General features: G+C 64.1%; 23 protein-coding genes. 12 read left to right on the top strand and 11 right to left on the bottom strand.

What is annotated here, in order from left to right; all coding sequences use genetic code 11:
* The first annotated feature begins 18 nt into the window (after positions 1-18).
* Entirely contained in the window at positions 19-1116 is a 1098-nt protein-coding gene (locus AACH87_RS01740; protein ID WP_338797007.1) for a glycosyltransferase, read from the top strand.
* Here the strand turns inward: AACH87_RS01740 and AACH87_RS01745 are convergent, their stop codons facing one another.
* Positions 1117-1857 carry a glycosyltransferase family 25 protein gene (locus tag AACH87_RS01745; RefSeq protein ID WP_338797008.1) on the bottom strand — a complete coding sequence of 247 codons (741 nt, stop codon included), beginning with the start codon at positions 1855-1857 and terminating at the stop codon, positions 1117-1119. It abuts the gene before it with no gap.
* 8 nt (positions 1858-1865) lie between these two features.
* Positions 1866-2558: a hypothetical protein gene (locus tag AACH87_RS01750; protein ID WP_338797009.1), complete on the bottom strand. Its 693-nt coding sequence runs from the start codon at positions 2556-2558 to the stop codon at positions 1866-1868.
* Positions 2559-2714: 156 nt separating this feature from the next.
* Between AACH87_RS01750 and AACH87_RS01755 the strand changes: the two genes are divergently transcribed.
* Positions 2715-3950 carry an O-antigen ligase family protein gene (locus tag AACH87_RS01755; protein WP_338797010.1) on the top strand — a complete coding sequence of 412 codons (1236 nt, stop codon included), beginning with the start codon at positions 2715-2717 and terminating at the stop codon, positions 3948-3950.
* On the opposite strand, the gene AACH87_RS01760 is transcribed toward AACH87_RS01755, so the two are convergent.
* A complete protein-coding gene (locus AACH87_RS01760) occupies positions 3951-4919 on the bottom strand; it encodes a hypothetical protein (RefSeq protein WP_338797012.1) in 969 nt (322 codons plus the stop codon).
* Between the two features lie 161 nt (positions 4920-5080).
* A complete protein-coding gene (locus tag AACH87_RS01765; protein ID WP_338797013.1) occupies positions 5081-6523 on the bottom strand; it encodes a short-chain fatty acyl-CoA regulator family protein in 1443 nt (480 codons plus the stop codon).
* A gap of 125 nt (positions 6524-6648) precedes the next feature.
* Between AACH87_RS01765 and AACH87_RS01770 the strand changes: the two genes are divergently transcribed.
* From AACH87_RS01770 to AACH87_RS01790, 5 genes are all read left to right on the top strand, one after another.
* The gene (locus AACH87_RS01770; RefSeq protein WP_338797014.1) at positions 6649-7062 is read left to right on the top strand and encodes a hotdog domain-containing protein; all 414 of its coding nucleotides are present in this window, start codon (positions 6649-6651) and stop codon (positions 7060-7062) included.
* Positions 7043-8212 carry a 2-methylcitrate synthase gene (gene prpC / locus AACH87_RS01775; protein ID WP_338797015.1) on the top strand — a complete coding sequence of 390 codons (1170 nt, stop codon included), beginning with the start codon at positions 7043-7045 and terminating at the stop codon, positions 8210-8212. The genes AACH87_RS01770 and prpC overlap by 20 nt, the downstream gene beginning before the upstream one ends.
* 136 nt (positions 8213-8348) lie before the next feature.
* The gene (gene acnD, locus AACH87_RS01780; protein ID WP_338797016.1) at positions 8349-10979 is read left to right on the top strand and encodes a Fe/S-dependent 2-methylisocitrate dehydratase AcnD; all 2631 of its coding nucleotides are present in this window, start codon (positions 8349-8351) and stop codon (positions 10977-10979) included.
* A gap of 240 nt (positions 10980-11219) precedes the next feature.
* Positions 11220-12422, top strand: coding sequence for a 2-methylaconitate cis-trans isomerase PrpF (gene prpF, locus AACH87_RS01785; protein ID WP_338797017.1), 1203 nt, complete (start codon positions 11220-11222; stop codon positions 12420-12422).
* Between the two features lie 28 nt (positions 12423-12450).
* Entirely contained in the window at positions 12451-13311 is an 861-nt protein-coding gene (locus tag AACH87_RS01790; protein ID WP_338797018.1) for an isocitrate lyase/PEP mutase family protein, read from the top strand.
* Here AACH87_RS01790 and AACH87_RS01795 read toward each other — a convergent pair.
* Complete coding sequence (locus AACH87_RS01795; RefSeq protein WP_338797019.1) at positions 13302-14189, bottom strand: LysR family transcriptional regulator; 888 nt, start codon at positions 14187-14189, stop codon at positions 13302-13304. The two genes, AACH87_RS01790 and AACH87_RS01795, sit on opposite strands and share 10 nt — an antisense overlap.
* Positions 14190-14303: 114 nt before the next feature.
* On the opposite strand from AACH87_RS01795, the gene msuE reads away from it, so the two are divergent.
* From msuE to AACH87_RS01810, 3 genes are read left to right on the top strand one after another with little or no spacing between them, the layout of a single operon-like run.
* The gene (gene msuE, locus AACH87_RS01800) at positions 14304-14885 is read left to right on the top strand and encodes an FMN reductase (RefSeq protein WP_338797020.1); all 582 of its coding nucleotides are present in this window, start codon (positions 14304-14306) and stop codon (positions 14883-14885) included.
* 42 nt (positions 14886-14927) lie between these two features.
* Entirely contained in the window at positions 14928-15911 is a 984-nt protein-coding gene (locus tag AACH87_RS01805) for a DUF1852 domain-containing protein (RefSeq protein ID WP_338797021.1), read from the top strand.
* 33 nt (positions 15912-15944) lie between these two features.
* A complete protein-coding gene (locus tag AACH87_RS01810) occupies positions 15945-16970 on the top strand; it encodes a methionine synthase (protein WP_338797022.1) in 1026 nt (341 codons plus the stop codon).
* Between the two features lie 18 nt (positions 16971-16988).
* Here AACH87_RS01810 and AACH87_RS01815 read toward each other — a convergent pair whose 3' ends face one another.
* A complete protein-coding gene (locus AACH87_RS01815) occupies positions 16989-18056 on the bottom strand; it encodes a nitronate monooxygenase (protein WP_338797023.1) in 1068 nt (355 codons plus the stop codon).
* 31 nt (positions 18057-18087) lie between these two features.
* Entirely contained in the window at positions 18088-18981 is an 894-nt protein-coding gene (locus tag AACH87_RS01820) for a LysR family transcriptional regulator (protein WP_338797024.1), read from the bottom strand.
* An 84-nt stretch (positions 18982-19065) separates the two neighbouring features.
* Between AACH87_RS01820 and AACH87_RS01825 the strand changes: the two genes are divergently transcribed.
* Complete coding sequence (locus tag AACH87_RS01825) at positions 19066-20355, top strand: YbfB/YjiJ family MFS transporter (protein WP_338797025.1); 1290 nt, start codon at positions 19066-19068, stop codon at positions 20353-20355.
* 254 nt (positions 20356-20609) lie between these two features.
* On the opposite strand, the gene AACH87_RS01830 is transcribed toward AACH87_RS01825, so the two are convergent.
* The 3 genes from AACH87_RS01830 to AACH87_RS01840 all read right to left on the bottom strand — a co-directional run bounded on the left by AACH87_RS01830 (position 20610) and on the right by AACH87_RS01840 (position 24224).
* On the bottom strand, positions 20610-21929 hold the full coding sequence (locus tag AACH87_RS01830; protein ID WP_338797026.1) for an ATP-binding protein: 1320 nt from the start codon (positions 21927-21929) through the stop codon (positions 20610-20612).
* 9 nt (positions 21930-21938) lie between these two features.
* Positions 21939-22658, bottom strand: coding sequence for a response regulator transcription factor (locus AACH87_RS01835; RefSeq protein ID WP_338797028.1), 720 nt, complete (start codon positions 22656-22658; stop codon positions 21939-21941).
* Between the two features lie 195 nt (positions 22659-22853).
* Positions 22854-24224, bottom strand: a complete 1371-nt coding sequence (locus AACH87_RS01840; protein ID WP_338797029.1) for an AmpG family muropeptide MFS transporter — start codon at positions 24222-24224, stop codon at positions 22854-22856.
* An 84-nt stretch (positions 24225-24308) separates the two neighbouring features.
* Between AACH87_RS01840 and AACH87_RS01845 the strand changes: the two genes are divergently transcribed.
* On the top strand, positions 24309-25142 hold the full coding sequence (locus tag AACH87_RS01845) for a M48 family metallopeptidase (RefSeq protein WP_338798821.1): 834 nt from the start codon (positions 24309-24311) through the stop codon (positions 25140-25142).
* A 42-nt stretch (positions 25143-25184) separates the two neighbouring features.
* Here AACH87_RS01845 and AACH87_RS01850 read toward each other — a convergent pair whose 3' ends face one another.
* Complete coding sequence (locus AACH87_RS01850; RefSeq protein ID WP_338797030.1) at positions 25185-26267, bottom strand: GGDEF domain-containing protein; 1083 nt, start codon at positions 26265-26267, stop codon at positions 25185-25187.
* Positions 26268-26270 lie beyond the last annotated feature (3 nt).

Raw genomic sequence — 26270 nt, forward strand, 5'->3', positions numbered from 1 at the left:
CAAGCTGCCGGGGGCGCCATGCGGGTGATGCACTTCGTCACCGGCGGCTTCTCAGGTGCCACCCAGGTGGCGATCGACCTCTCCCTGGCCGCCCGCAACGCCGATATGGATGTGGTGCTGGTGCTGCGCCGCAAGCGCCGCACTACGCTGCCCGAAAAGGTGGAAGCCTTGCGTGCCCAAGGGCTGGACGTGCGGGTGGTGCCCGGGTGGGCCCATGCCGCCACGGTGTGGGCGCTACGCGCGCTGGCGCTGGAATGGCGGCCTGACATCCTTGTCGCTCACGGATACAGCGAACACCTCTGGGGCCGTTATGCCGGGCTGTTGGCCCGAGTGCCCCGGCTGGTGCACGTGGAGCACAACTCCCGCGAGCGCTACACCCGCTGGCGCCTGAAGCAGGCCCTGTGGTTGGCCGACCGCACCGCCGCCACCGTGGGCGTGTCCGAAGGTGTGCGCGAGCAGCTGGTGGCGCGCGGCTTTCCGGCAGCACGCTGCGTGGCGATTCCCAACGGTATCGACTTGGCACGTTTCCCCGAAACGGCGTTGATACCTTTTGCCGAACGTACACCCGCCATCGTGATGGCGGCGCGCTTCGCCCGTCAGAAAGACCATGCCACCCTGATTGAAGCGGCGGCCTTGCTCAAGGCCCAGGGCGTGACTGCGCCGGTGTATCTGGCTGGCGGCGGCAAGGCGGGGATTCAAAAGCGCATGCAAGCGCTGGCCGAGCAGCGTGGAGTAGCCGATCAGGTGCACTTTCTAGGGGCTGTGACCGACCTGCCCCTGCGCCTGATGAGCCACCAGATTTTTGTACTTGCCACCCACTACGAGGGCATGCCTCTGGCGCTGGTGGAGGGCATGGCCGCAGGCTGCGCCTGCGTGGCGTCTGACGTAGTGGGTGTGCGCGGTGTGATGCACCCCGGAAAGACGGGACTGCTGGTGCCCGAAGGCGATGCGCCAGCCTTGGCGCAAGCGCTGGCGGGCCTGCTGGCAGACCCAGCCCGTGCCGCAAGCCTGGGCCAGGCGGCGCGTGCGCAGGCGGTGCAGGAGTACAGCCTGGCCAGGATGCACACCCGCTACCAGCAATTGCTGGAACGTGTGCACACCCACGGCTCTCCCTGATCAGAGTTTGGGCAAACGTCGGCGGTGCCAGGCATTGCCCAGCGTCAGTGCCAGCTTCATCGTGAACTTGCGCCAGCGCTGGCCGGGGGTGAGTGTGTCGCGGGTGTCCCAGATGCTGCTGACCTCGCTGGTGTCGTCCAGCGCAATGGCCGAGGGCGATACGCCCAGAATGCGCAGCTGGTCGCATTCCCACCAGAAGCGCAGATCCACATCAATCGGCCGACCAAAGGGTTGGCGGTGCGCCAGCAGCTTGGCGGCCCCAGCGCGGCTGACCACATAACCCGCCGTCATGCTGGGCACACGGCTGTAGTCCACCAGCGCAGTGCCGGGCACCAGGGGGCGTTGAGACCGCACCTTTTCCCGGTCGCGGCCCAGCAGCTTCACCATGTCCCACGGCTCTTGCAGGGCGGCAATCGCGTTCACCACATCGGCAAACTGCGGCGTCAGACGCACATCGTCCTCCAGCACCACCAGCGCCGGAGCATCGCTGGCCAGCAGTTGCTGCCATGCGCCGATGTGGCTGGCATAGCAGCCCTTTTCGCCGTTGCGCAGCGGCTTGTAATACTGGCGCGCATTCAGGTCATCGCTGTACCAGCGGCTGGCCTGCTCGGGGGGCACATCGGCCCACCATACGGCAGGAAAGCGCTGGCTGGGCATGTCAATCTGCTGCAGTTCGGCCAGCAGCCGCGTGCGGCGCTCGGCGTCACGCTCCAGGTTGATGAAAACGATGGGCAGGCTCATGGGCGCACTCAACCCAGCAGGCGACGCCACCAGCGGCGCTTCTTTTTGACCAGTGGCGTGCCCTGCTGCAGTGCGATGGCTGCTTCCAGATACTGGGCAAACTGCAGGGGACGTTGCGCAATGGCGTCATCGGCCACGGCCACCAGCAGTTGCTCGTAGGCCGGTTCCCGTGACTCAAACAGGTGGAAAAAGTCGTTGTCGCCATAGAAGGTGCCGATACCAAACACCCCTTCATTGCCCAGCGCGAACTTGGAAATCAGCGTGGAGGTGGGCTTGTGCAGCACAAGAGGCACCCCCCGTTCGCGGGCCAGCACCGAAAAGCCTTCCGCCGCGTCGTAGGCTGAGGAGGACTTCAGGTCTGGGCGTCCCAGCTCTTCCCAAACCCGCTTGCGAAACGCCATGAACATGGGGCCCGCGTAGGTGTGGGTGGTCTTCTTGTGGTTGGAAAATTGCGACAGCCCGAAGATGGCTCCACGCTCGGCATGCGCCACGGCCATTTCGTAGGCCGAACGCTTGAGCGGGAAGGCATCAATGTCGCAAAAGATCACGATATCGTCCGAGCCCATGCGCTCCACCACCCCGTTCATCCAGGTGCCATGGGGCACACGGTGCGCAGATTCCTGCTGCAGCGGCACATCCAGGGCGGCAAAAACTTCTCGCTGTTTTTGCAGGATGACACCGGGAATGTTGTCCCAGTACATGGTGTGAACGATAGGATGGGGCATGGACGCGAAGCACATGGGCGGAAGGACCGCAGCTGCGCAAGAGATAATGTGGAGCCTCAATTATCGCGGCCCAGGCACCAGTGAAGTGTCGGCCTGAAGTCAAAGTTTGTTGCCGGTGTGGCGACAGGGTCTATGCAGTATCCCCACGTTTTTCTGCGCTCAGCGGCTGTCTGCAGCCTCATCGCAGCCTATTTCTCGATCCCGTGGACACTGGCCGGGGCCAACATCACACTGCTTTGCCTGGTGCTTGCGTGGGTGCTGGCCGGCGGCTGGCGTCAGCATTGGGACGTTGCGCGAAGCAGCGCTGTCACCTATCCCCTCCTGGCGATGTATGCACTCATCCTGCTGGGTGCGATCTACACCACCGCGCCCTGGCGCGTGGTGTTCGACCACTGGCTGAAGTACGACAAGCTGCTGCTCATGGTCATTGCGATCACGCTGCTGGCACAGGATGAAAAGACCCGTGAGCGATGCTGGACAGCCTTCACGCTGGCTGCGCTGTTCACGCTGGCGAGCAGCTATCTCAGTATCTGGTGGCGTCTGCCCTGGTCACGCGGGCAGACCCTGGGGTGGGGCGGAGACCATTCGGTATTCAAGGACTACATCACCCAGAGCGTACTGATGGCCTTGCTGATGCTGCGTGGCCTGTACCTGGGGCTGCGCAGCCAGGTGAGCTGGAAGCGCTGGGCATGGTTGGCTGTGGCCGCGCTGGCCTTTGTGTGCAACACACAGCTGCTGTACGGGCGCACGGGCTATGTGGCAACTGCGGTGGCGGTGCTGGCTTTTGTGCTGGCCATGGTGCCAGTGCGCCGCTGGTGGATGGCGCTGGGTTTGGTGGCCGTGCTGCTGGGCCTGGCCGTGCTGCTGTCGCCCACCATCGTTCCCCGCGTGGCACTGGGCCTGAAGGAGCTGGGCGAAGTGCCTGAAACCACCACCTCCATCGGGCCTCGCCTGTACTTCCTGCACTACGGGCTGGACCTGTTCTTCCAAAAGCCTCTGCTGGGCTGGGGTACGGGGGCATACCACGGGGAATTCTGCCGCATTGCCACTACGCCAGAGTGGTGTGCCGCAGGCTCTTTCCACCCACACAACCAGTTTCTGTTCTTCATGATCGAACATGGATTGCCGGGCCTCATGGCATTTGCAGCCGTCTTCGTGGCGGCCCTCTGGCAGGCCAGAGGAATGGAGCGGCTGGACAGGGCGGCCGCGTTCGCATTCATCGGCGTGGCCTTTGTGGGCAGCCTCACCCACAGCGGCATCTGGTTGGCCAATGAGGGGCTGGCCTATTGTTTTGGTTTGGTACTGGTGCTTACTGCGCCAAGGCAGCGTCCCGCTACAGCGGCAGCCTCCCCGTTGGCCAAGGGCTGATCAGGCCGGGGGCAGCCAGTCAAACTGCTGTACCCAGTGGGCAAAGTCGTAAGGGTCCAGCGCACCTGTGGGCAGGGGCGGCAAAGGTGTCTGCAGAAATGCCGGTAGACGGGATGCCTCGTCTTCATCCAGCACAAAGAAGCGGTCTGCGCTGTAGAAAGGAAGCTGACGCACCCCCGGGTTGTTGGTAATGAGCTTCTTGTGGAAGAACAGGGCTTCAAGGCAGCGCACGGTCAGCCCCGTCTGATTGGCCTGGGTAATTTCCAGCAGGCAGCGTGCGCGGTTGATGGCGTCAATGTTGCTCGGGTAGTCAATGCCCTGAGGCAGGATTTCTACCGCCGTGGTTGCGGGGTAGGTGCGGCCGGGTTCCGGTACCATGCGCAGGCGCGTGCGCAGCCCGGCTGCCTGCCACTGCTCGCCCAGCATGCGCAGCATGTCAAACCGGTGCTTGTCCTGACCCAGAAAGTAGATGTCCCACTCAGGCGGTACTTCCTGACGGAAAGGCTCCACGTAGCGGTACACCTGCTGTGTGAGCGTCAGTCCGTAGCGTTGCGCGTCACCGGGGTCAAAGGTGAAAACCTGAAAGCCCAACCCCTTGAGCTGACGAATGTGCAGTTGCCGCACCTTGTGGTTTTGCTGGTAGTCGATCACCGGGTTCCAGGTGAAAACGGCAATGCGGCGGGTGCGCAGGTGCTTGCGCAGAATGCGCAGGTCCTTGATGTTTTCAATGCCGAAGATCAGCAGCGGGGCATGGGGCTCTATCGCGGCCAGTTCGCGCAGGTAGGGCTCGGGAAAAGGTTGAAAGCCTGGCAGGCGAAATGGACACCATGCGTCCAGTGCCTTGAGCACAGAGTAGCCCACCCCTTTGATGCGCTTGGGGTGGACCAGCACTTTCGCACGCTGGTCGGGGGGCAGGCTGTCGAGCAGAAACTCCGTCAGCGTGAAAGGGTTGGCAATGATGTGGGGCATGGGCGCGCGATTTTCGGTCTGATTGTAGGGAGCGCCCTGGCCTGCCCGCAGCAACACAGGGCTGTGGCCCACCCCCGTGCAGCAGCCGTGTGCCGCGATTGGCCCCTTTGAGCGCTTCTCCTGTGCACTTCTCGGCGGCTGCAGGCACCAACCTCCAGGCGCTACGACTGCATGTTGGCTCCGTACGGCGAGAAGCCACTGATGTTCTCGTTCACGTCCAGTTTCCTGCCCACGTACGGAAACGCACGCTGCGGGCACTCTGAGCGCTCGCACACCTTGCAGCCCATCCCGATCGGGGTCGTTGCATCGGGGGAAGTCAGGTCCAGTCCTTTGGCGTACACAAGCCGTGGCGCATGGCGCACGTCACAACCCAGGCCGATGGAGAACATCTTGCCGGGCGAGCCGTAGCCGCGCGATGGGCCGCTGGCCACCGTGCGTGCGATCCACAGGTAAGTACGGCCATCGGGCATGCGTGCCAGTTGCGCAAGTACACGCCCGGGCTGCGCGAAGGCTTCGTAGACATTCCACAGCGGGCAGGTGCCGCCCGCACGGCTGAAGTGGAAATGCGTAGCCGACTGGCGCTTGGAGATGTTCCCTGCGCGATCTACCCGCACAAAGAAAAACGGCACACCGGGCTCGCCGGGCCGCTGCAGCGTGCTCAGCCGATGGCACACCGTTTCAAACCCGACCGAGAAGCGTTGTCCGAGCAGGTCGATGTCATAGCGCAGCGCCTGCGCCGCACGCAAAAACGGTCCATAGGGTAGTAACAGCGCGCCAGCGAAGTAGTTGGCTAACCCGATGCGGGCCAAGCGCACTGTCGGCATGTCCCCTGCAAAAGGTGCTGCCTGCGTCAGCCCTTCTATCAACGTATCTGCCTCCAGCAGCGCAAGCTGGGTCGCCATCTGGAAGGCTTTTTGCCCCACATCCAGTGCGCGTGACAGGCGCAGGGTTCGGCTGCGCGGGTCGTACTGGCGCTTCCCCTCTTCTGCACCACCCACCCCGTCACCGATCACAAGACGCACGCCGTGTTGCTCCAGCAAACGCTCGGTTAACCAAGGGGCCAGCGCTGCGCCTTCAAGCCCTGCCTGTTCTGCCAATGCTTCTGCGGCCCGGTCCAGCGCGTCAAAATGGTTCTGGTGCGCGAAGAAGAAATCCCGCACGGCCTCGAAGGCCGTGACGCGCGTGGCCTGGGCAACAGGCGCGGCGTCCGTGCGGTCATCACCCAGGCGCAGTGCCATGGCCTCAAGCTGGGCAGCCGCATCCAGATGGCGGCGGTACAGCGCGACGATGGCGCGTCCCAGGGCTGGCATTTGGGTCGCAACCTCCTGCAGCTCGGGCAGGCTGATGGGCTCAGGGGCATCGGCCAGCGCCTCGCGCAAGGCGGCGATCAGGCGAGCCTCCTCGTCCTCTGAAAACTGCTGGATGTCCACGCCCAGTGCGCGGTTCAGCTTGAGCAGAAGGCTCACTGTGAGCGGCCGCTGGTTCTGCTCTACCTGGTTGAGGTAGCTCGGCGAAATGCCCAGCGCGTGTGCCAGTGCAATTTGCGACATGCCGCGCTCTGACCGCAGCTTGCGCAACTTCACCCCCATAAACGTTTTTGCCATCACTCGCCTTTCCAGCGCGGTGTTCTGAGAAATTCGCAAACTTCGCAAAAAGAGATGCTGTTGTTCGCAATATTTCGCCTTTTTAGTCCTACCCCACGGGGCAGGTTTTGCGTAAATTGCGAAGTATGACAACACCCCCAGGAACTGTCGAGATTCGTGAGCTGGTACTGCCCGCACACGCCAACCACCACGGCACGCTGTTCGCGGGCCAAGGGTTGCAGTGGATGGCCAAGACGGCCTTTCTGGCAGCCCGCGGCCTTGCACATCGCGAGGTGGTGATGGCTGGCGTGACGGGCGTTCAATGCCTTGCCCCCGTGCCCGTGGGCTACCAGCTCACGCTGCAGGGCTGGGTCAGCCGGGTCGGTCGCAGTTCGATGACGGTCTGCGTGCGCGGTCTGGCCGATCGCCCGGATGTGCCCGCGGAGCACGTCCTCACGGGGGTGTTCGAGATGGTCGCGGTGGACTCCGCCGGCCGTCCTGTTGCCATTGATTCTTCCTACCTGAACCCGGAGACATCGCATGAACATCCCCACCACTGAGCCCACGGCCGCCACCCCGTTCAAGCCGAAAAAGTCGGTCGCCCTGTCCGGCGTCACGGCGGGCAATACCGCGCTGTGTACCGTCGGGCGCACGGGCAACGATCTGCACTACCGGGGCTACGACATCCTGGACATTGCCGAGGTCTGCGAGTTCGAGGAAATCGCCCACCTGCTGGTGCACGGCAAGCTGCCCACCCGTGCCGAGCTCAAGGCCTACAAGGCCAAGCTCAGAGCCCTGCGCGGCTTGCCCGGCAGCGTGAAAGCGGCGCTGGAGCAGCTCCCTGCCGCCAGCCACCCCATGGATGTGATGCGCACCGGCGTCTCGGCCCTGGGTTGCGCATTGCCCGAGAAAGACGACCACAACCTGCCAGGCAGCCGCGACCTTGCCGACCGGCTGATGGCCAGCCTGGGCAGCATGTTGCTGTACTGGTACCACTTCAGCAATTCGGGCCGCCGTATCGAGGTCGAGACGGACGACGACTCCATCGGGGCCCACTTCCTGCATCTGCTGCATGGCGAAAAGCCGCCGGCAGACTGGGTGCGTGCCATGCACACCTCGCTGAACCTGTATGCCGAGCACGAGTTCAACGCCAGCACCTTCACCGCACGCGTGATTGCGGGCACAGGCAGCGATATGTATTCGAGCATCGCGGGGGCCATTGGTGCGCTGCGTGGCCCCAAGCACGGTGGTGCCAATGAGGTGGCGTTCGAGATCCAGAAACGCTACGACAGCCCGGACGAGGCAGAGGCCGACATCCGCCGCCGGGTAGAGGCCAAGGAAGTGGTGATCGGGTTTGGTCACCCGGTCTATACCGTGAGCGATCCGCGCAACGTGGTCATCAAGGGGGTGGCCAAGCGATTGTCGGAGGCGGCGGGCTCCACCAAGATGTACGACATTGCGGAGCGGCTTGAGGCGGTGATGTGGGAGGTCAAGAAGATGTTCCCCAACCTCGACTGGTTCAGCGCCGTGAGCTACCACATGATGCAGGTGCCCACCGCCATGTTCACCCCGCTGTTTGTCATTGCGCGCACCAGCGGCTGGGCCGCGCATGTGATGGAGCAGCGCGTGGACAACAAGATCATTCGCCCCAGCGCCCACTACACCGGTCCTGAAGACCAGACGTTTGTGCCCATTGAGGCCCGTAGCTAAGGTCCGCAGTCAAGACCGCAGTTAAAAACCATAGCAGCCTGCGCTGGTATACAGGCGGTTTGATGCTTATTCAGTCTCAAACCCTTATCCAGAAAGCGTAAGCAGCTATCAAAAAAAGAGTGAATCCCGCGACATGATGAACACCGCCCACCGCAAGCCGCTGCCCGGCACGGCACTGGATTACTTCGATGCAGAGGCTGCTGTCGATGCCATGGAACCCGGTGCCTGGGCCCGGCTGCCCTACACCGCCCGCGTGCATGCCGAAAACCTGGTGCGCCGCGCTGACCCGGCGCAGCTCAACGACTTCCTGGGGCAGCTGATCGGGCGCAAACGCGAGATCGACTTTCCCTGGTTTCCTGTGCGCGTGGTGTGCCACGACATCCTGGGCCAGACGGCGCTGGTGGATCTGGCCGGGCTGCGCGATGCGATCGCGAAAGAGGGTGGCGACCCTGCTGCGGTGAACCCGGTGGTGCCCGTGCAACTCATCGTGGACCATTCGCTGGCCGTGGAGTGTGGCGGCTTTGACCCGGACGCCTTCGCCAAAAACCGCGCCATTGAAGACCGCCGCAACGAGGACCGCTTTCACTTCATCGAGTGGACCAAGAAAGCGTTCGCCAACGTGGAGGTGATCCCGGCGGGGAACGGGATCATGCACCAGATCAACCTGGAGAAGATGTCGCCCGTGGTGTACGTGCAGGGCGACGCTCACGGCCGGGTCGCGTTTCCCGACACCTGTGTGGGCACCGACAGCCACACCCCCCACGTCGATGCGCTGGGCGTGATTGCGATTGGCGTGGGCGGCCTGGAGGCCGAGAGCGTGATGCTGGGTCGCGCCTCGTGGATGCGCCTGCCCGACATCGTGGGCGTGGAGCTGACGGGGCACCGCCAGCCCGGCATCACGGCCACCGACATCGTTCTGGCCCTGACGGAATTTCTGCGCAGCCAGAAGGTGGTGGGGGCGTATCTGGAGTTCTATGGCGAAGGTGCGCGCAGCCTCAGCGTTGGCGACCGTGCCACCATCTCCAACATGTGCCCTGAGTACGGGGCCACGGCTGCGCTGTTCTACATCGACGACCAGACGCTGGACTACCTGCGGCTGACGGGGCGCGACGATGCGCAGATCCAGCTGGTGGAGCGTTACGCCAAGACTGCCGGGTTTTGGGCTGACTCGCTCAAGACCGCAGCGTATGAACGCGTGCTGACCTTTGATCTGTCCACCGTGGTGCGCAACATGGCCGGGCCCTCCAACCCGCACCGCCGCCTGCCCACGTCGGCGCTGGCAGAGCGCGGCATTGCGGTGGATTGGCCCCAAGCCCGCGCGCAGGAGGCGCAGGGCCTGCTGCCCGATGGGGCCGTCATCATCGCGGCCATCACCAGTTGCACCAACACCAGCAATCCGCGCAACGTGATCGCCGCCGCGCTGTTGGCGCGCAACGCCCGTCGCCTGGGGCTGACGCGCAAGCCGTGGGTCAAGACCTCGCTGGCACCCGGCTCCAAGGCCGTGGCGCTGTACCTGCAAGAAGCCGGGTTGCTGGCGGACCTGGAAGCCCTGGGGTTCGGCATCGTCGCATTTGCATGCACCACCTGCAACGGCATGAGCGGTGCGCTTGACCCGAAGATCCAGCAGGAGATCATCGACCGCGACCTGTACGCCACTGCCGTGCTGTCGGGCAACCGCAACTTCGACGGTCGCATCCACCCGTATGCCAAGCAGGCGTTTCTGGCCTCGCCGCCGCTGGTGGTGGCTTACGCACTGGCAGGCACGGTGCGCTTTGACATCGAGAACGATGTGCTGGCCGTGGTGGAGGGGCGTGAGATTCGCCTGCGGGAGCTGTGGCCCAGTGATGCAGAGATCGACGCCATCGTGGCCCGGGCCGTCAAACCCGAGCAGTTCCGTGCGGTGTACGACCCCATGTTCGCCCTCCGTGTGGAGGGTGGCCAGACGGTTGCCCCGCAGTACGACTGGCGTCCGCAGTCCACCTACATCCGCCGCCCGCCATACTGGGACACGGAAGGCGTGGGCGCACTGGCCGCCAACCCGCGCACGCTCAAAGGCATGCGCCCGCTGGCGATCTTGCCCGACAACATCACCACCGACCACCTCTCGCCGTCCAACGCCATCCTGCCGGACAGCGCGGCCGGTGAGTACCTGGCACGGATGGGGGTGCCCGAGGAGGACTTCAACTCCTATGCCACCCACCGTGGCGACCACCTCACGGCGATGCGCGCCACCTTTGCCAACCCGCAGCTCGTCAACGAGATGGCGGTGGTGGGTGGCAAGGTCCAGAAGGGGTCTCTGGCACGCATCGAACCCGAAGGCCGCGTGGTGCGCATGTGGGAGGCGATGGAGACCTACCTGCAACGCCGCCAGCCGCTCATCATCATCGCAGGGGCCGACTATGGCCAGGGGTCGAGCCGCGACTGGGCTGCCAAGGGCGTGCGCCTGGCGGGGGTGGAAGTGGTGGTGGCCGAAGGTTTTGAGCGCATTCACCGCACCAACCTGATTGGCATGGGCGTGCTGCCGCTGGAGTTTCAGCCGGGCACCAGCCGCCTCACGCTGGGGCTGGACGGCACGGAGACCTACGATGTCGAAGGGGCGCTGACACCACGCGCCAGGCTCATGCTCGTCATCTGCCGCAAAAGCGGCCAGGTCACCCGGGTGCCCATGACCTGCCGCCTGGACACGGCCGAGGAAGTATCGGTATACGAAGCCGGTGGCGTGCTGCAGCGTTTTGCCCAGGACTTTCTGGCCTCCACCATCCAATAAAAATAGGCATCTAGGGATGCTGCTCTGCACAAATCACCGCGCCGTGTGCATCTGCGGCCTCGGGCGGTCTGCGGCGTTGCAAATGCTCGCAATAGCTACGGCTATTGCTGCGCTTTGCGCCTTGCAGCCCATCCCGATCCGCAGCGCACACTTACCGCTCGATTCGCGCAGAGCATCCCTGGCGCTTATCCATAAAGCGCTGGCAGCTATCAATTTAGAAGCAACCAGAGTACAACGGACATGAACCGAACCCCAGCACCGCAGATACGCATCCCCGCTACCTATCTGCGTGGCGGCACCAGCAAGGGCGTTTTCTTTCGACTGCAGGATTTGCCGCCGGCCGCCCAGCAGCCCGGCGCTGCGCGCGATGCGCTGCTGTTGCGCGTCATCGGCAGCCCCGACCCCTACGGCAAGCAGATCGACGGCATGGGCGGTGCTACCTCCTCCACCTCCAAGGCGGTGATCGTCTCAGCCTCGCAGCGGCCGGGGCACGATGTGGACTACCTCTTTGGTCAGGTGTCCATCGACAGCGCCTTTGTGGACTGGACCGGCAACTGCGGCAATCTCTCGGCGGCCGTGGGGCCGTTTGCCATCGAAAGCGGCTTGCTGCCTGCCGACCGCATCCCTGACAACGGCGTCTGTACCGTGCGCATCTGGCAGGCCAACATCGGCAAGACCATCGTTGCCCATGTGCCCATCACCGACGGACAGGTGCAGGAGACGGGCGATTTCGAACTCGACGGCGTGACCTTTGCGGCGGCCGAGGTGGCCCTTGAATTTCTGGACCCGGCCGACGACGGTGATGGCGACGGCGGCGGCGGCGCGATGTTTCCCACCGGCCAGGTGGTGGACGACCTGCCCGTCCCCGGTGTGGGCACGCTGCGCGCCACGCTCATCAACGCCGGCATCCCGACCATCTTCGTCAACGCTGCCGACATCGGCTACACCGGCACCGAGCTGCAGGATGCGATCAACAGCGACCCGCAGGCGCTGGCGCGTTTTGAAGCCATCCGCGCCCACGGCGCGGTGAAGATGGGGCTCATCCAGGACCTTGCCGAAGCCGCCCAGCGCCAGCACACCCCCAAGGTGGCCTTTGTCGCACCGCCCCAGACCTACACCGCATCCAGCGGCAAGGCAGTGCAGGCGAGCGACGTGGACCTGCTGGTGCGCGCTCTTTCGATGGGCAAGCTGCACCACGCCATGATGGGCACGGCGGCCGTCGCCATTGGCACCGCTGCCGCCATCCCCGGCACGCTGGTCAACCTCGCCGCCGGCGGCGGGACGAGGGAGGCCGTGCGTTTTGGCCATCCGTCCGGCACGCTGCGCGTGGGAGCCCAGGCCGAGCTACAGGGGGGGAAATGGAGGGTCACCAAGGCCTTGATGAGCCGCAGCGCGCGCATCTTGATGGAAGGCTGGGTCCGCGTGCCTGGCAACTATTTTTAGAACAAAACTGCAAAGAAAGAACGAACGAATGTCCACCCGCAAGACCCTCAAAGCCCTGGCAGAAGCCCGCCGGGGAGTGCTTGTCCCCGGCGCTTTCAACGCCTTGTCCGCCAAGGTCATTGAAGACCTGGGCTTTGAAGCGATCTACGTCACCGGTGCCGGTGTCACCAACATGTGGTTTGGCATGCCGGACCAAGGCTTCATGGGCCTGAGCGACATTGCCGACCACACGGCCCGCATCCGCGACGCTGTGGAGGTGCCGCTGATCGTGGACGCTGACACAGGCTTTGGCAATGCGCTCAACGTTTACCACGCGGTGCGCACACTCGAACGTGCGGGGGCCGATTGCATCCAGCTGGAAGACCAGGTGGCACCCAAGCGCTGCGGGCACTTTTCGGGCAAAGAGGTCATCAGCACCGAAGAGGCGGTGAGCAAGATCAAGGCCGCGGTGGACGCGCGCCGTGATGACAACCTGCTGATCATGGCCCGCACCGATGCGGCGGCCACCCATGGCTTTGAGGCCGCAGTGGAGCGTGCGCAGCGCTTTGCACAAGCGGGTGCCGACATCCTGTTTGTGGAGGCTGTGACGCAGGCGGAAGAAATTCGCGCCTTGCCACAGCGTCTTGCCAAGCCCCAGCTCATGAACATGGTCATTGGCGGCAAGACGCCCATCTTCAACGCCGATGAACTGGGCCAGCTGGGCTATGGCATCGTGCTGTATGCCAACGCCGCTTTGCAAGGCGCAGTGATGGGCATGCAGAAGGCCCTGACCGTGCTGCGCGACACGAAAGAAGTGCAGGAGAGCAGTGGCCTGGTCACGCCGTTTGCCGAGCGGCAGCGGCTCGTGGGCAAGCCCGTATGGGACGCGCTGGACAAGCGCTACACCTGAGCGTTGCGCGCAAACTGGATGAAGGCCTGCAGGTAGTCCGTGTTGCTGTCCTGCTCACGCGTGCCCAGGTGAATCTGCTTGGCAATGCCGTGGCGGCCCAACTGCACTGGCACCACATCCATCTTCTCGGCGTACTCCAGTGCCAGCCAGCGCGGTAGCGCTGCCACGCCACGGCCGCTGGCCACCATCTGCAGCATGATGTCCGTGGTCTCGATGGTCTTGTGGCGGCGCGGCGCAATGCCGGCCGGAGCCAGGAACTGTGTGTACACATCCAGCCGTTCAGGGCTGACCGGGTAGGTAATGAGCGTTTCGCTCGCAAGCTGTGCAGGCTTCACATAGGCCTGCTGTGCAAAGGGGTGGCTGCCAGCGACCACCAGCACCTGCTCGTAATCGAACACGGGCTCGAAATGCAGACCAGGCTTGTGCAGCGGATCGGGGGTCACCAGCAGGTCAATCTCGTAGCCGAAAAGCGCTCCGATACCTCCGAACTGGAATTTCTGCTTTACATCCACATCCACGTCCGGCCAGGTGCTCAGGTAGGGCGACACGATCTTGAGCAGCCACTGGTAGCAGGGGTGGCATTCCATGCCGATGCGCAGGGTGCCGCGTTCACCCTGGGCGAACTGCCGCAACGTGCTCTCCGCCTGATCCAACTGCGGGAGCACCCGGTTGGCAACCGCCAGCAGGTACTGCCCGGCCTGCGTGAGACGCAGGCTTCGCCCCTCGCGCAACCAGACGTCGGTGCCCAGCTGCTGCTCCAGTTTTTTCATGCTGTGGCTCAGTGCCGACTGGGTCAGGTTCAGCACGCCTGCAGCCGCAGTCAGCGAGCCTTGTTTCTCCACCTGCTGAACGATGTGGAGATGGATACGTTCCAGCATTATATGAACAGATTTCATTGATTAATGAGATAAGACCATTTTACTTCATGTGTTGATTTGCCTAGCATCCGCTTTCAGATTCGCTTGCCTCTTTGGTTATCTATGAAAAATGCAATGACATGCCCACTGCGCGTGGTGGCGGTCTCTGGCGGGTTGCAGCGGCCGTCCAAGTCGGCATCGCTGGCCCGGCATCTCCTGGACCTGATAGCGGCTGAGACCCCGTGCCGCCCGCATCTGATCGAAATGGGTGCGCTGGCCTCTCAGCTTTCAGGCGCAGTCCGCAGGTCCGAATTGCCCACAGCAGTGGAGCAGGAACTGCTTGCGGTCGAGCAGGCGGATGTGCTCGTTGTGGTGTCCCCGGTGTATCGCGGCGCTTACACGGGGATGTTCAAGCACTTCTTCGACTTCATCCATCAGGACGCATTGATCGACACGCCTGTGCTGTTGGCTGCTACGGGCGGCAGCGAGCGACATGCCTTGGTGATCGATCACCAGCTCAGGCCTTTGTTCAGCTTTTTCCAGGCGCGTACTTTGCCGCTGGGTGTCTACGCGACCGACAAGGATTTTGTGGACCCAGGCTTGTGGGATGAGGCGCTGCTTGAGCGCGCCCGGTTGGCGGTGCAACGGGCGCTGCCGCTGGTGGCCCTGGCGCGGAACGCCAGTCCCGCTCTGGCCGATGAACGGGTCCTGGCCTGACACCCGCACCACTTCTCTGAACATTGGGATTGCTACACCGTCATGTACGAAGCATTTGTCTTTCACATCAAGAGCACCCGCTTTGATGAAAACTACCAACCCTCGCACAGCACGCGCCTGACCACGAACTTTGCCAATCTGGCCCGGGGCGCAAGCCGCCAGCAAAACCTGCGCAACGCGCTCAGGATGATTGACAACCGATGCAATGCGCTGGCGCATTGGGACAACCCCACAGGAGACCGCTACACCGTCGAGCTGGACATCATTTCCGTCGAAATGCTCCTGGATGGGCAAGGCTGCGATGCTGCCTTCCCCTTGATCGAAGTGCTCAAAACCTGCGTTTTCGACAAGCACAGGAACCAGCGGATCGACGGCATCGTGGGCAACAGCTTCTCCTCTTACGTGCGCGACTACGACTTCAGTGTCCTGCTGCCGGACTACAACGCAGACCGACCGGAGTTCGGCCTCCCGGCCAATTTTGGTGACCTGCATGGCAAGCTTTTCAAGCAGTTTGCCAATTCCAGCACCTACAAGGCGCGCTTTGGCAAGCCGCCTGTGATCTGCATCAGCGTGTCCACCAGCAAGACCTACCGGCGAACCGACAACCAGCATCCCGTACTGGGTGTCGAGTACCAGCAAAGCGAACTGTCTTCCACAGACCACTATTTCGCAAAGATGGGGATGCAGGTTCGCTTCTTTATGCCTCCCAATGGCATTGCACCGCTGGCTTTCTATTTCCAGGGTGACCTGTTGGCTGACTACACGAACCTGGAGTTGATCTCCAGCATCAGCACGATGGAAACCTTCCAGAAAATTTACCGGCCCGAGATTTACAACGCCAACTGTGCGGCCGGAAAACTCTACCGCCCGAGCTTGAGCAACCAGGACTATTCGTTGACACAAATCGTCTACGACCGTGAGGAGCGCAGTCAATTGGCTGTCCAGCAAGGCAAATACACCGAAAAACACTTCATCAAACCCTACGGGACCGTGCTCGAACAATGGGCTGCTGATTGCCCGCTGTGACCCGATTCATCTTTTCTTCAAAGGAAGCCTTTCATGTTTGAAACCTCCATTGCCGGCAGCCTGCCCAAACCCGCCTGGCTGGCCGAAACCAACAAGCTCTGGCCTCAGTGGAAGGCGGAAGGCGATGCCTTGCGTCAGGCCAAGGCAGACGCAACGCTGCTCTGGATCAAGGCGCAGGAGGATGCTGGCATCGACATCATCTGCGACGGCGAGCAGGCCCGGCAGCACTTTGTGCATGGATTCCTTGAACAAGTCGATGGCATCGACTTTGAGAACAAGGTGAAGATGGGCATTCGCAACAACCGGTATGACGCGATGGTGCCGCAGGTCGTCTCAAACCTGCGCCTCAAAGGCCGGGTGCATGCCTTTGAAGCCCAACTGGCGCGTGCTCACACGAAGAAAAAGCTGAAGTTCACGCTACCCGGCCCGATGACCATCGTCGACACCGTTGCAGACCGCTTCTACGGCGACAAGGTCCAGATGGCCTTCGCGTTTGCTGAGTTGCTGAATCAGGAGGCGCTGGCACTTCAAGCGGACGGTGTGGACATCATCCAGTTTGACGAACCCGCCTTCAATGTCTACATGAAAGACGCCGCAGACTGGGGGGTGAAGGCGCTTGAGCGCGCGGCGCAGGGGCTGACGTGCACGACGGCCGTGCACATCTGCTACGGCTATGGCATCAAGGCCAATACCGACTGGAAGAGCACCCTGGGCGATGAATGGCGCCAATACGAGACTGTGTTCCCCGCCCTGGCGCGCAGCAGCATCGACCAGGTGAGCCTGGAATGTATTCACTCCCATGTGCCGCCCGATCTGATGAAGCTGCTGGTCGGCAAAGATGTGATGGTGGGTGTGATCGACGTGGCAAGCGACATTGTCGAGACGCCCGAGGAGGTCGCGGATGCGATTGGCCGCGCGCTGGAGTTCGTTCCCAAGGAGCGGCTGTTCCCGTGTACCAACTGCGGCCTGGCCCCGATGTCACGGGATGTGGCGTGGCGTAAATTGGAAGCCCTGGCAGCCGGTGCGAAGCTCGCCAAAGAACGACTCACCGCAGCCTGACCCTGTTGCGCCGGGGCGCTACAAGCCTGCTGCCAGCTTCTGCCGTGCGGCGTGCCATTCGCTCTCGAGTGTCCGCACCAGTTCCGCCGCGGGCAGAGCCCGCGCTGCCGGTACACCCTGGCCAGCCCACAGCGAGAGGTGGCTGGCGCGCCCCTGCGTGGCTGCCGCGCGCCGCAGTGGCCCTGTCAGCGCGTTTTGCACCGGGTAGTGCGGTACGGTCTCCTCATCTGCCGCGAGCGCATCCATCATGGGGTTGACGATGCCGCGGGCAGGTCTGCCCGAAAAGACCCGGGTCAGCCGGGTGTCGGTCTCCTGGGCCTGCGCCAGGGCCTGCCGGTAGACCGGGGCGATGGCTGATTCTGGACACACCAGAAACGCCGTGCCCATCTGCACGGCCTGCGCCCCCAGCGCCTGTGCTGCAGCCACGCCCCGCCCGTCCATGATGCCGCCTGCGGCAACGACGGGAATGTCCAGTGCATCCACGCACAGCGGCACCAGGGCCATGGTGCTGACCTGGCTGGACTGGAAGTCACCCAGAAACGTGCCCCGGTGCCCGCCCGATTCGGCACCGCTGGCGCAGACGGCATCTGCCCCTACGGCCTGCCACGCCTTGGCCTCGGCCACCGTGGTGGCTGTGCCCATCACCAGACTGCCCGCTGCATGCAGACGGTGGACCTGCTCTGCGGTGAGGATGCCAAAGGTAAAGCTGGCCACTGCGGGGCGCAGCGCCACCAAGGCGTCAAACTGGGCCTCAAAGTCCTCGCACCACTGCGCAGGTTGCTGCGGCTGCAGGCCCAGCTCGGCATAGAGCGGTGCCAGGCGGGCCATGGCGGCTTGCACGGTGGCTGGGTCGGGCGACGGCGTGGCCTGCACAAACAGGTTCATGCCAAATGGCCGACCGGTGCGTTGCCGCACGGCAGCCGCCGCTTCGACCATGGCGGCGGGAGAGCGCATGCCGCAGCCCAGGGTGCCCAAGCCTCCGGCTGCAGATACGGCTGCAGCCAGTTCGGGCGAATCTGCGCCCGTCATGGGGCCCTGGATGATGGGCAGTGTGATCTGCAGACGGCGTGCAAGAGGTGTGGGCATTTAAAAAGGCTCCAGTGCTTTGATCAATTTCTTATGTGGCTGTGACCCATGTCGACGCAGCCAACGGCGAGTCCTCAAGCAGCAAGGCCAGCAGCGCGTCCAGGGCCGGGGATTGGTAACCGCGGCGGCGTACCAGCACGGTCTCACAGCGCTGCAGGGGAACCAGCCGCAATGCCGGGGGCGCGCGCAGCAGATCCCACACCGCCTGCGGCACCACGCCGGCACAGCGGCCCGCAGCCACACAGGCCACGATGGCGTGGTACGAGGCCAGCTCCAGCACCTGCAGGGAAGGCTGCGTACCACGCCGCATCCACGCCTCGCCCAGTTGCCTGTAAGTGCAGCCCGGTGAAAACGCTGCCAGGGTATGCACCTGCACATCCGCAGGCGTGCTGACGGGCGGATGGGCGGATGGCAGTGCCAGCAGCAGCTCCTCCTGAAACACGCCCATGCGCTCCACCGGGGCTTCCGGCTCCAGCCCGGGCGGGGGCCAGGCCACCAGTGCAGCGTCCAGTTGGTGGGCCAGCACCTGCTCGACCAACTGGCGCGATGGCGCGGTAGACAGCTCCAGTGCCACGCCGGGCCACTGTGCATGCATGCGAGCCAGAGGCGTGGGCAGGCGTGCTGCCGCCGTGCTCTCCATGGCACCCAGGCGCAGGCGGCCACCGGGCTGGCTCGGGTTCATGGCCTGGCGGGCTTCTTCGGCCAGCGCGAGCAGGCGATCCGCATAGCCACAGAGAGATTCACCCGCAGGGGTGAGCACCATGCGCTTGCCTTCGCGCTGGAAGAGGGCGGTACCCAGTTGCTCCTCCAACTGTTGCACCCGCGTGGTGACGTTGGACTGCACCCGGCCCAGCCGTTCTGCCGCGCGGGTCACGCTGCCGTCAGCGGCCACGGCGCGAAAGATTTCGAGGGCTGTGAGATCCATGTAAATTCTCTTTGTGAGATGATTTATAAAAAAATAATCTCATTACGTGATGTTAAACCATCTCACAAAACGCGCCGGATACTGATGTCTTCCTCACCCTCCCTTTCTACCGCCTCCATCTCTGCACCGTGGCAAGACCGCCCGTGGATCGTGGCATTGGCAGGCATGGCAGCCTTGGCAGGGGCCATGGGCATAGGCCGGTTTGCGTTCACGCCTCTGCTGCCCATGATGCTCAACGATGGCGTGGTGACGCTGGCAGGCGGCAGCTGGCTGGCCACGGCCAATTACCTTGGCTATCTGCTGGGGGCGCTGGCTTGCATGACCTTGCCGTGGCTTGCGCCTCAGGTGCGCCAGCGCTGGCATGCGTCGCGCTTGGCGCGGGCTGGCTTGCTGGCCACGGTGGTGCTCACCTTGGGCATGGCTTTGCCGATACCTGCCGCGTGGCCCGCCTTGCGGCTGGCGGCGGGGGTGGCCAGTGCGGTGGTCTTTCTCAACATTTCTGCCTGGTGCATGTTGCGCCTGGTGGCGCTGGGCCAGCCTGCGCTGGGAGGGCTGATCTTTTGTGGGCCGGGCGTGGGTATCGTACTCACGGGGCTTTCGGCCAGTGCGATGGTGGCTTGGCACTGGCCCGCTGCAGCAGGCTGGGCCGTGTTTGGCGTGCTGTGCGCGCTTCTGTGTGGCTTGGTTTGGCCGGTGGTGCAGGGATTACCGCAACCGGTGGGGCAGGGTGCGAGTGGGTCAGCGCCCAGTTCCGCCGGGTCTGTTTCTCCGGCCCCTGCAGGTGCGGGGCTCGGGGCCCGGTGCATGTTGACTTTGGCCTACGGTCTGGCTGGGCTTGGCTACATCGTCACCGCCACGTTCTTGCCGGTGATCGCCCGCTCGGCACTGCCCATAGGCTCTGCATGGCCGGATTTTTTCTGGCCGCTGTTCGGTACGGGTGTGGCCATGGGGGCAGCATTGTCCACCCGCACCCCCGCCCATTGGGACCGACGCTGGTTGCTGCTGGCGGCTTATGCCGTGCAGGCTGGGGCCATCGCCTTGAGTGTGGTGTGGCCTGTGGCCGCGGGCTTTGCGCTGGGTAGCTGGCTGCTGGGCCTGCCGTTCACCGCCATCACGTTTTATGCCTTGCAGGAGGCACGCCGGGTGTGGCCCGCTGCGGGAGACAGTTTTACCGGCATGCTGACTGCCGCCTATGGTCTGGGCCAGATTGCAGGCCCACCGCTGGTGGCCTGGCTGCTGCACCGGGCAGGCTCAGAGGCAGAGGGTTTTGCTCAAGGCTTGGGCCTAGCCGCCGTGGCTTTGGTGGTGGGTGCTTGCCTGTATGGCGCCATGGCCTTGCGATGGCCATTGAAAGCGGGCCGTCCGTCGCTCTGAAGGTCAGCCTTCTTTGTTCAGGAGGCGTCTGTACAAAAGAGGCGCCATCCACAGCGACAAGGGGCCCAGGGTGAGCAGTGAGACGCCTGCAGCTCCCAGGTACGAATCAGTGAACACCCCCAGCGGTACGAAAACGGCTGCCTCCACGGCTGCGCACACGCAGGCCGTCTGGGATGCTGCCAGCACTTTTCTGCGTGCATGGGGGCGTGAGCCAGGGTCTGAATCAGACCGAAGGGTAGGGCGCGGCGTATTGTTCATGCGCCTTTGCCCATGCCAGCGGTGGTGCCAGGCAGCGGCAGCCGCAGTACAAAGCAGGCCCCTCCGCCTGCGTGGTCCTCGCAGTGCACCGTGCCGTTATGGCGCCCGGCGATGGAGCGCACCAGCGCCAGACCAAGACCCACGCCGCCCGAACGTTCGCTGGCGCCCGGCAGGCGGTAGAAGGGCTCAAAAATGCGCTCGCGCTGTGCTGCAGGCACGCCAGGACCCCGGTCGCACACCCGCACCTCAGCCATATGGCCGGTGCGTTGTACAACCACGGTGATCTCGCCCGTGCTGTAACGGCGGGCGTTTTCCAGCAGGTTGCGGATGGCGCGGCGCAGCAGCTTGGAGATGCCCTGCACCTCCAGCCCTTCAGGCACTGCACTCACATCCAGGTCGGCATCTACGCGCACGCATTCCTCGGCGGCCAGACCGATCAGGTCCACATCTTCCACCGTGCCTACATCGGCCTCGCGCGCGTCCAGGCGGCTGGCCAACAGAATCTCGTCCACCAACTGGTCCAGCTCGGCAATGTTGCGCAGGATCTCGGCACGGAACGCGGGCGAGGGCTGGTCGCCCCCCATCAGCTCCAGCCCCATGCGGATGCGGGTGAGAGGAGACCGCAACTCGTGCGAAGCATTGGCCAGCAACGACTTGTGGGACTTCACCAAAGTCTCCACGCGCTCGGCCGAGGCGTTGAACTGCCTTGCCAGGTCAGCCACCTCGTCCTGCCCCGTCTCGGGTACGCGCACCGACAGGTCGCCTTCGCCAAACTTTTTCACGCTGCGCTGCAGTGCTTCCAGCCGCAAGGTCAGGCGGCGGATGACGGGGTATACGCCCAGCGCAGCCGCCAGCCCCATGATGGCTAGCATCCACACAAAGCCAAAGGGCGGGCGCAGCCAGAAGGCGCGGTCCGGTCCACCAGGGGGCCCCCCGGGGCCACCCGGCGGGGGCATGGGGCGTGCCCGCCGCTCGCCGCCCTTTTCACCACCCTTGTCGCCGCGCCGTTCCTCACGATGCGGCTTGGGGCCCAGTTCCAGCACGAACTTCTCGCCACTGTCGGTCTCAATGCGAAAGTCGATTCCTTCGCCCGGTGGGCCGTGCTCGCGCACCGCAAAGCCGCGCATCACGGTCTGCCCGTCGGCGCTGCGCAGCAGCAGTTCACGCCCGTGGGGGTTGGGGGGGGACATGCTCCCTTCTTCCACCGCCACGCGCCATGCCCAGCCTACGGCCAGGGTCAGCACCGCCATGCCGACCACCACGGCCAGCCAGATGCGCAGTGACAGGCGCTGGGCAAAAGGGTTGGAGAGCTTCACGGCGGTGGGTCAGTCTTGCTGTTTGGCGAACACGTAGCCCACGCCACGCACGGTCAGGATGCGTCGGGGGTTTTTGGCGTCCTGTTCAATGGCGGCGCGGATGCGGCCCATGTGCACGTCGATGGAACGGTCAAACGCGTCCAGCTCACGGCCCCGCACGGCTTCCATGATCTGGTCACGGGTCAGTACGCGGCCCGCGCGCTCTGCCAAGGCCACCAGCAGGTCAAACTGGTACGAGGTGAGGTCTGCCGGTTGCCCACCCACGGTGACGGTGCGGGAGTCGCGGTCAATCTCCAGCGAGCCAAAGCGCAGTGCGGGCGTGGCGGCGGCCACCCCGGTATCGGTGCGGCGGCGCAGAATCGCGCGGATGCGGGCCAGCAGCTCGCGGGGCTCGAAAGGTTTGGGCAGATAGTCATCGGCCCCCAGTTCCAGGCCGATGATGCGGTCCATCGGGTCTCCCTTGGCCGTGAGCATCAGCACGGGCACCTGCGCAGCCGCACCTTGCAGCGAACGGATGCGGCGGCACACTTCCAGCCCATCCATGTCGGGCAGCATCAAATCCAGAATGACCAGATCGGGCAACGCCCCGGCTTCTGGCCCCTGCAACTGTGCGAGACCGCTCTTGCCATCGGCGCGATGGGTGACCTGCAGGCCCGACTGGCCCAGGTATTCGCCCACCATCTCTGCGAGGCGGGCGTCGTCTTCAATCATCAACAGTTGGGAGCTCATGGGTTCTGTGTGTAGGTGGGCGTGGGCCAGCTTGGGGGCAAAGGTAAACAAGGGCCCTGCGCAATGTGCCTATGGTGCCTGCCGGGCGTTCCCTGTGCTTGTCCCTTTTGTAAAGCTACCGTAAACACGGGTGTGCAGAAGCACGGGGTTGATGTCAGAAATGCTATGAAAACAGGAGCTTCCTGCGCTGATGAATCAGGCGCTAGGTGGCGTTTTGATGCGTGAAGCCCACCACACCAGGCCCAGTACCGGCACGCCCAGCAGGGCAGTGGATGTGAAGAACTGCGCATAGCCAAATGCGTTCACGTAGTCTCCCGAGAACCCCGCCACAAACTTGGGCAGTAGCAGCATCATGGAGCTGAACAGTGCGTACTGCGTGGCCGAGTAGTTCACATTGGTCAGCCCCGACAGGTAGGCGATGAACGCGGCAGAGGCAATGCCTCCGGCCAGGTTGTCGGCCGACACCACGGCAATCAGCGCCGTTACGTCATGGCCGTGGCCAGCCAGCCAGGCAAACAGCAGATTGCTGGCCGCGCTCAGCACCGCGCCCAGCATCAGGATGCGCATCACGCCCAGGCGCATGGCCAGCGCCCCGCCAATGAATGCACCCGCCAGCGTCATGATGACGCCATAGATTTTGGTCACGGCGGCCACTTCGTCCTTGGTGTAGCCCATGTCCACGTAAAACGGGTTGGCCATGATGCCCATGACCACATCGCTGATGCGGTAGACCGCAATCAGGGCCAGGATCAGCACCGCCTGCCAGCGGTAGCGGCGCACGAAGTCGGCAAAAGGCTCGATCAGCGCCCCCTGAATCCACTCTGTCGCGCTGCGCGCGGGTGGCAAGGCCACCTGGGCTGCTTCGCGGGAGAACAGCACTGTGATCACCCCCACCGCCATGGATGCCGCCATCACCAAATAGGCCGTCTGCCATGCCGCGTTCTGGTAGCCAGCCGCAGCCTGCGCCAGGCCACCGGGAACCTCCGCACGGGCGGCAATCCACAGCACGCCCGCCCCAGCCCAGATCATGGCCAGCCGGTAGCCCGTCTGGTAGGCGGCGGCCAGTGCGGCCTGGTGGTCGGTGTCTGCCGACTCGATGCGGTACGCATCCAGCGCAATGTCCTGCGTGGCCGAGCCAAAGGCCACCGCCAGTGCGCACCACACGATGGGGCCAAGCGCCATGCGCGGGTCAGACACCGCCATGCCGATCAGCCCCGCCACCACCATGCATTGCGACAGCAGCAGCCAGCTGCGCCGCCGCCCCAATGCACGGGTCAGCAGCGGCAGCGGCATGCGGTCGACCAGAGGGGCCCACACCCACTTGAAGCCGTAGGCCAGGCCCACCCAGCTCAGGTAGCCAATGGTGCTGCGGTCAATGCCCGCTTCGCGCAGCCGAAAGCTGAGCGTGCCCAGCACCAGCAGCAGCGGCAATCCTGCGGAAAAGCCCAGTGTCAGCATGCGCAGGCTGGTAGGTTCCAGATACACGCGCAGGGTTTGCAGCCAGGTGGGGCGGGATGGGGCTGGAGCAGGGGTGGCTGCGGTGGCGGGAGGGATGGCGTCTGACATGGGGGAAGAGGGGTTTTTGTCTATTATTCCTGTATGTGCTTCTTGTGCCTCACACCGTTTGACCACGCTAACGAACCAGCCTTGATGGGCGGTGCCGCCCCATCATCGCCCTGGCAGGCGCGGCGGGCCTTTTTGCTGGTGGCTGGCGGTGCCGTGGCCGCCCCTGCGCTGGCACAAGTCGATGTCGGCAACGCCTCTGCCATGCGCAAGCTGGTGCCTGCCGAAACGCTGGAACAGTCTGCCGCGCAGCAATACCGCCAGATGCTGGAACAGGCGCGATCCAAGCGGGCCCTGGCTCCGCAGGAGCACCCCCAACTGCAGCGACTGCGGGTGATTGCCCAACGCATCATTCCTTTTGCCAATCCATGGAATGACCGCGCACGGCAGTGGCAGTGGGAGGTCAACCTCATCGGCAGCCAGCAAATCAACGCCTTTTGCATGCCTGGCGGCAAGATTGCGTTCTACACCGGCATCCTCGACAAGCTGCAGCTGACCGATGACGAGGCAGCCATGGTCATGGGCCATGAAATGGCTCACGCCCTGCGCGAGCACGCCCGTGCCCGTCTGGCCAAAACGCAGGCCACGAACCTGGGGGTGCGCTTGGGGGCGCAGTTGCTGGGGCTCGGAGATCTGGGACATGCCGCTGCGGGGCTGGGGGCGCAGCTGCTCACGCTCAAATTCAGCCGGACTGATGAGACGGATGCCGACCTGGTGGGGCTGGAATTGGCCGCGCGGGCGGGTTACCGGCCTGACGCAGCCGTGAGCCTGTGGCAGAAGATGGGCAAGGCGTCTGGCAGTCAGCAGGCGGGGCTGGCGTTTCTCTCCACCCACCCTTCGGGGCCAGACCGCATCCGTGAACTGCAGCAGAACGTGCCCCGTGTGCAAGGGCTCTACCAGTCAGCACCCAAACCCGGTTGATGCCAACCTCACCCGGCCCTTTGCGTTGATGAACCGGGTCTGTCAGCCCACGCTCACACAATTGCGCCCGGCGCGTTTGCTGGCATACAGCGCTTGGTCTGCACGGGCGGTGGCGGCTTTCAGGTCTTGCGCATCCTGCACCAGCGTCACTCCAAACGAAAGCGTGACGCGCAGGGGCTGCTCTCCTTCACTCAGGTCCCCCAGGTCCAGGCTGCTGTCCTGCACCGCCTGGCGTATGCGTTCGGCCACCTGCCTGGCTGTGGCGGTATCAGTGTAGGGCAGCAGGGCCAGAAACTCCTCGCCGCCCCAGCGGGCCAGCAGATCGTCTTCGCGCAGATGTCCGGCCATGGTGCGTGCCACCGCCTGCAGTACCTTGTCACCCACGGCGTGGCCATGGGTGTCGTTGACTCGCTTGAAGTGATCCACATCGCAGAGCCACAGGGCGACCGGCGCGCCTTGCCGAGCGCATTTTTCCAGCGTGGCGCTGGCCTGCTCCTGAAAATGACTGCGGTTGAACAGTCCCGTGAGCCCATCCAGCGTGGCCAGTTTCAGCAGGCGCCTTTCTGCGATCAGGATGGTGCGGCGGTAGTAGGCCGCCAACGCCGCAGACAGGGCAAACGCAATGCAGATGTGGATCCAGTTGACCAGCTGCATGCCGTTGCCCGGCAAGGGGTCTAGCGGCCCTGTGTAGTCGCACAGCACCCGCAGGCCCATGTAGTAAGACAGCAGCGCCAGCACGATGGGCGCTGCATACCGCCCGGCATTGGCAATCACGATGGCGGGGATGAATAGCAGCAGGTAGTAGTGAAAGCCGCTGTCCCACCCAATCAGCAGCGAGCCCAGGGCAGAGTGACTGATGACTTCTGTCCATATCAGCAGCAGCGCCGCCACATTGCGCCGCCGCTGGATCAGCGCATAGGCCCCCAGGTACAGCGCAATACTGGCCAGATTGACCAGCGCCAGCGGCCTGGACCCCAGCCACAGAAACAAACCGATGTACCCGAGGTCAATGCACGCGGCCGTGAGCGCCACCCGCTGCACCATGGCCCAGTACGCTTTGCCCGCCAGGCTGGAGCCGCGCGGGGGCGTGGAGGGTGACGGCAGCACGGAGGGTGGAAACGACATGAC

Source organism: Acidovorax sp. DW039 (assembly GCF_037101375.1).
Lineage (GTDB): Bacteria > Pseudomonadota > Gammaproteobacteria > Burkholderiales > Burkholderiaceae_C > Acidovorax.

Bases quoted from the DNA above. Each gene is read 5' to 3' on its own strand.
- AACH87_RS01740 (WP_338797007.1), top strand. From the start codon at position 19: ATGCGGGTGATGCACTTCGTCACCGGCGGCTTCTCAGGTGCCACCCAG.
- AACH87_RS01745 (WP_338797008.1), bottom strand. From the start codon at position 1,857: ATGAGCCTGCCCATCGTTTTCATCAACCTGGAGCGTGACGCCGAGCGC.
- AACH87_RS01750 (WP_338797009.1), bottom strand. From the start codon at position 2,558: ATGTACTGGGACAACATTCCCGGTGTCATCCTGCAAAAACAGCGAGAA.
- AACH87_RS01755 (WP_338797010.1), top strand. From the start codon at position 2,715: ATGCAGTATCCCCACGTTTTTCTGCGCTCAGCGGCTGTCTGCAGCCTC.
- AACH87_RS01760 (WP_338797012.1), bottom strand. From the start codon at position 4,919: ATGCCCCACATCATTGCCAACCCTTTCACGCTGACGGAGTTTCTGCTC.
- AACH87_RS01765 (WP_338797013.1), bottom strand. From the start codon at position 6,523: ATGGCAAAAACGTTTATGGGGGTGAAGTTGCGCAAGCTGCGGTCAGAG.
- AACH87_RS01770 (WP_338797014.1), top strand. From the start codon at position 6,649: ATGACAACACCCCCAGGAACTGTCGAGATTCGTGAGCTGGTACTGCCC.
- prpC (WP_338797015.1), top strand. From the start codon at position 7,043: ATGAACATCCCCACCACTGAGCCCACGGCCGCCACCCCGTTCAAGCCG.
- acnD (WP_338797016.1), top strand. From the start codon at position 8,349: ATGAACACCGCCCACCGCAAGCCGCTGCCCGGCACGGCACTGGATTAC.
- prpF (WP_338797017.1), top strand. From the start codon at position 11,220: ATGAACCGAACCCCAGCACCGCAGATACGCATCCCCGCTACCTATCTG.
- AACH87_RS01790 (WP_338797018.1), top strand. From the start codon at position 12,451: ATGTCCACCCGCAAGACCCTCAAAGCCCTGGCAGAAGCCCGCCGGGGA.
- AACH87_RS01795 (WP_338797019.1), bottom strand. From the start codon at position 14,189: ATGCTGGAACGTATCCATCTCCACATCGTTCAGCAGGTGGAGAAACAA.
- msuE (WP_338797020.1), top strand. From the start codon at position 14,304: ATGACATGCCCACTGCGCGTGGTGGCGGTCTCTGGCGGGTTGCAGCGG.
- AACH87_RS01805 (WP_338797021.1), top strand. From the start codon at position 14,928: ATGTACGAAGCATTTGTCTTTCACATCAAGAGCACCCGCTTTGATGAA.
- AACH87_RS01810 (WP_338797022.1), top strand. From the start codon at position 15,945: ATGTTTGAAACCTCCATTGCCGGCAGCCTGCCCAAACCCGCCTGGCTG.
- AACH87_RS01815 (WP_338797023.1), bottom strand. From the start codon at position 18,056: ATGCCCACACCTCTTGCACGCCGTCTGCAGATCACACTGCCCATCATC.
- AACH87_RS01820 (WP_338797024.1), bottom strand. From the start codon at position 18,981: ATGGATCTCACAGCCCTCGAAATCTTTCGCGCCGTGGCCGCTGACGGC.
- AACH87_RS01825 (WP_338797025.1), top strand. From the start codon at position 19,066: ATGTCTTCCTCACCCTCCCTTTCTACCGCCTCCATCTCTGCACCGTGG.
- AACH87_RS01835 (WP_338797028.1), bottom strand. From the start codon at position 22,658: ATGAGCTCCCAACTGTTGATGATTGAAGACGACGCCCGCCTCGCAGAG.
- AACH87_RS01840 (WP_338797029.1), bottom strand. From the start codon at position 24,224: ATGTCAGACGCCATCCCTCCCGCCACCGCAGCCACCCCTGCTCCAGCC.
- AACH87_RS01845 (WP_338798821.1), top strand. From the start codon at position 24,309: ATGGGCGGTGCCGCCCCATCATCGCCCTGGCAGGCGCGGCGGGCCTTT.
- AACH87_RS01850 (WP_338797030.1), bottom strand. From the start codon at position 26,267: ATGTCGTTTCCACCCTCCGTGCTGCCGTCACCCTCCACGCCCCCGCGC.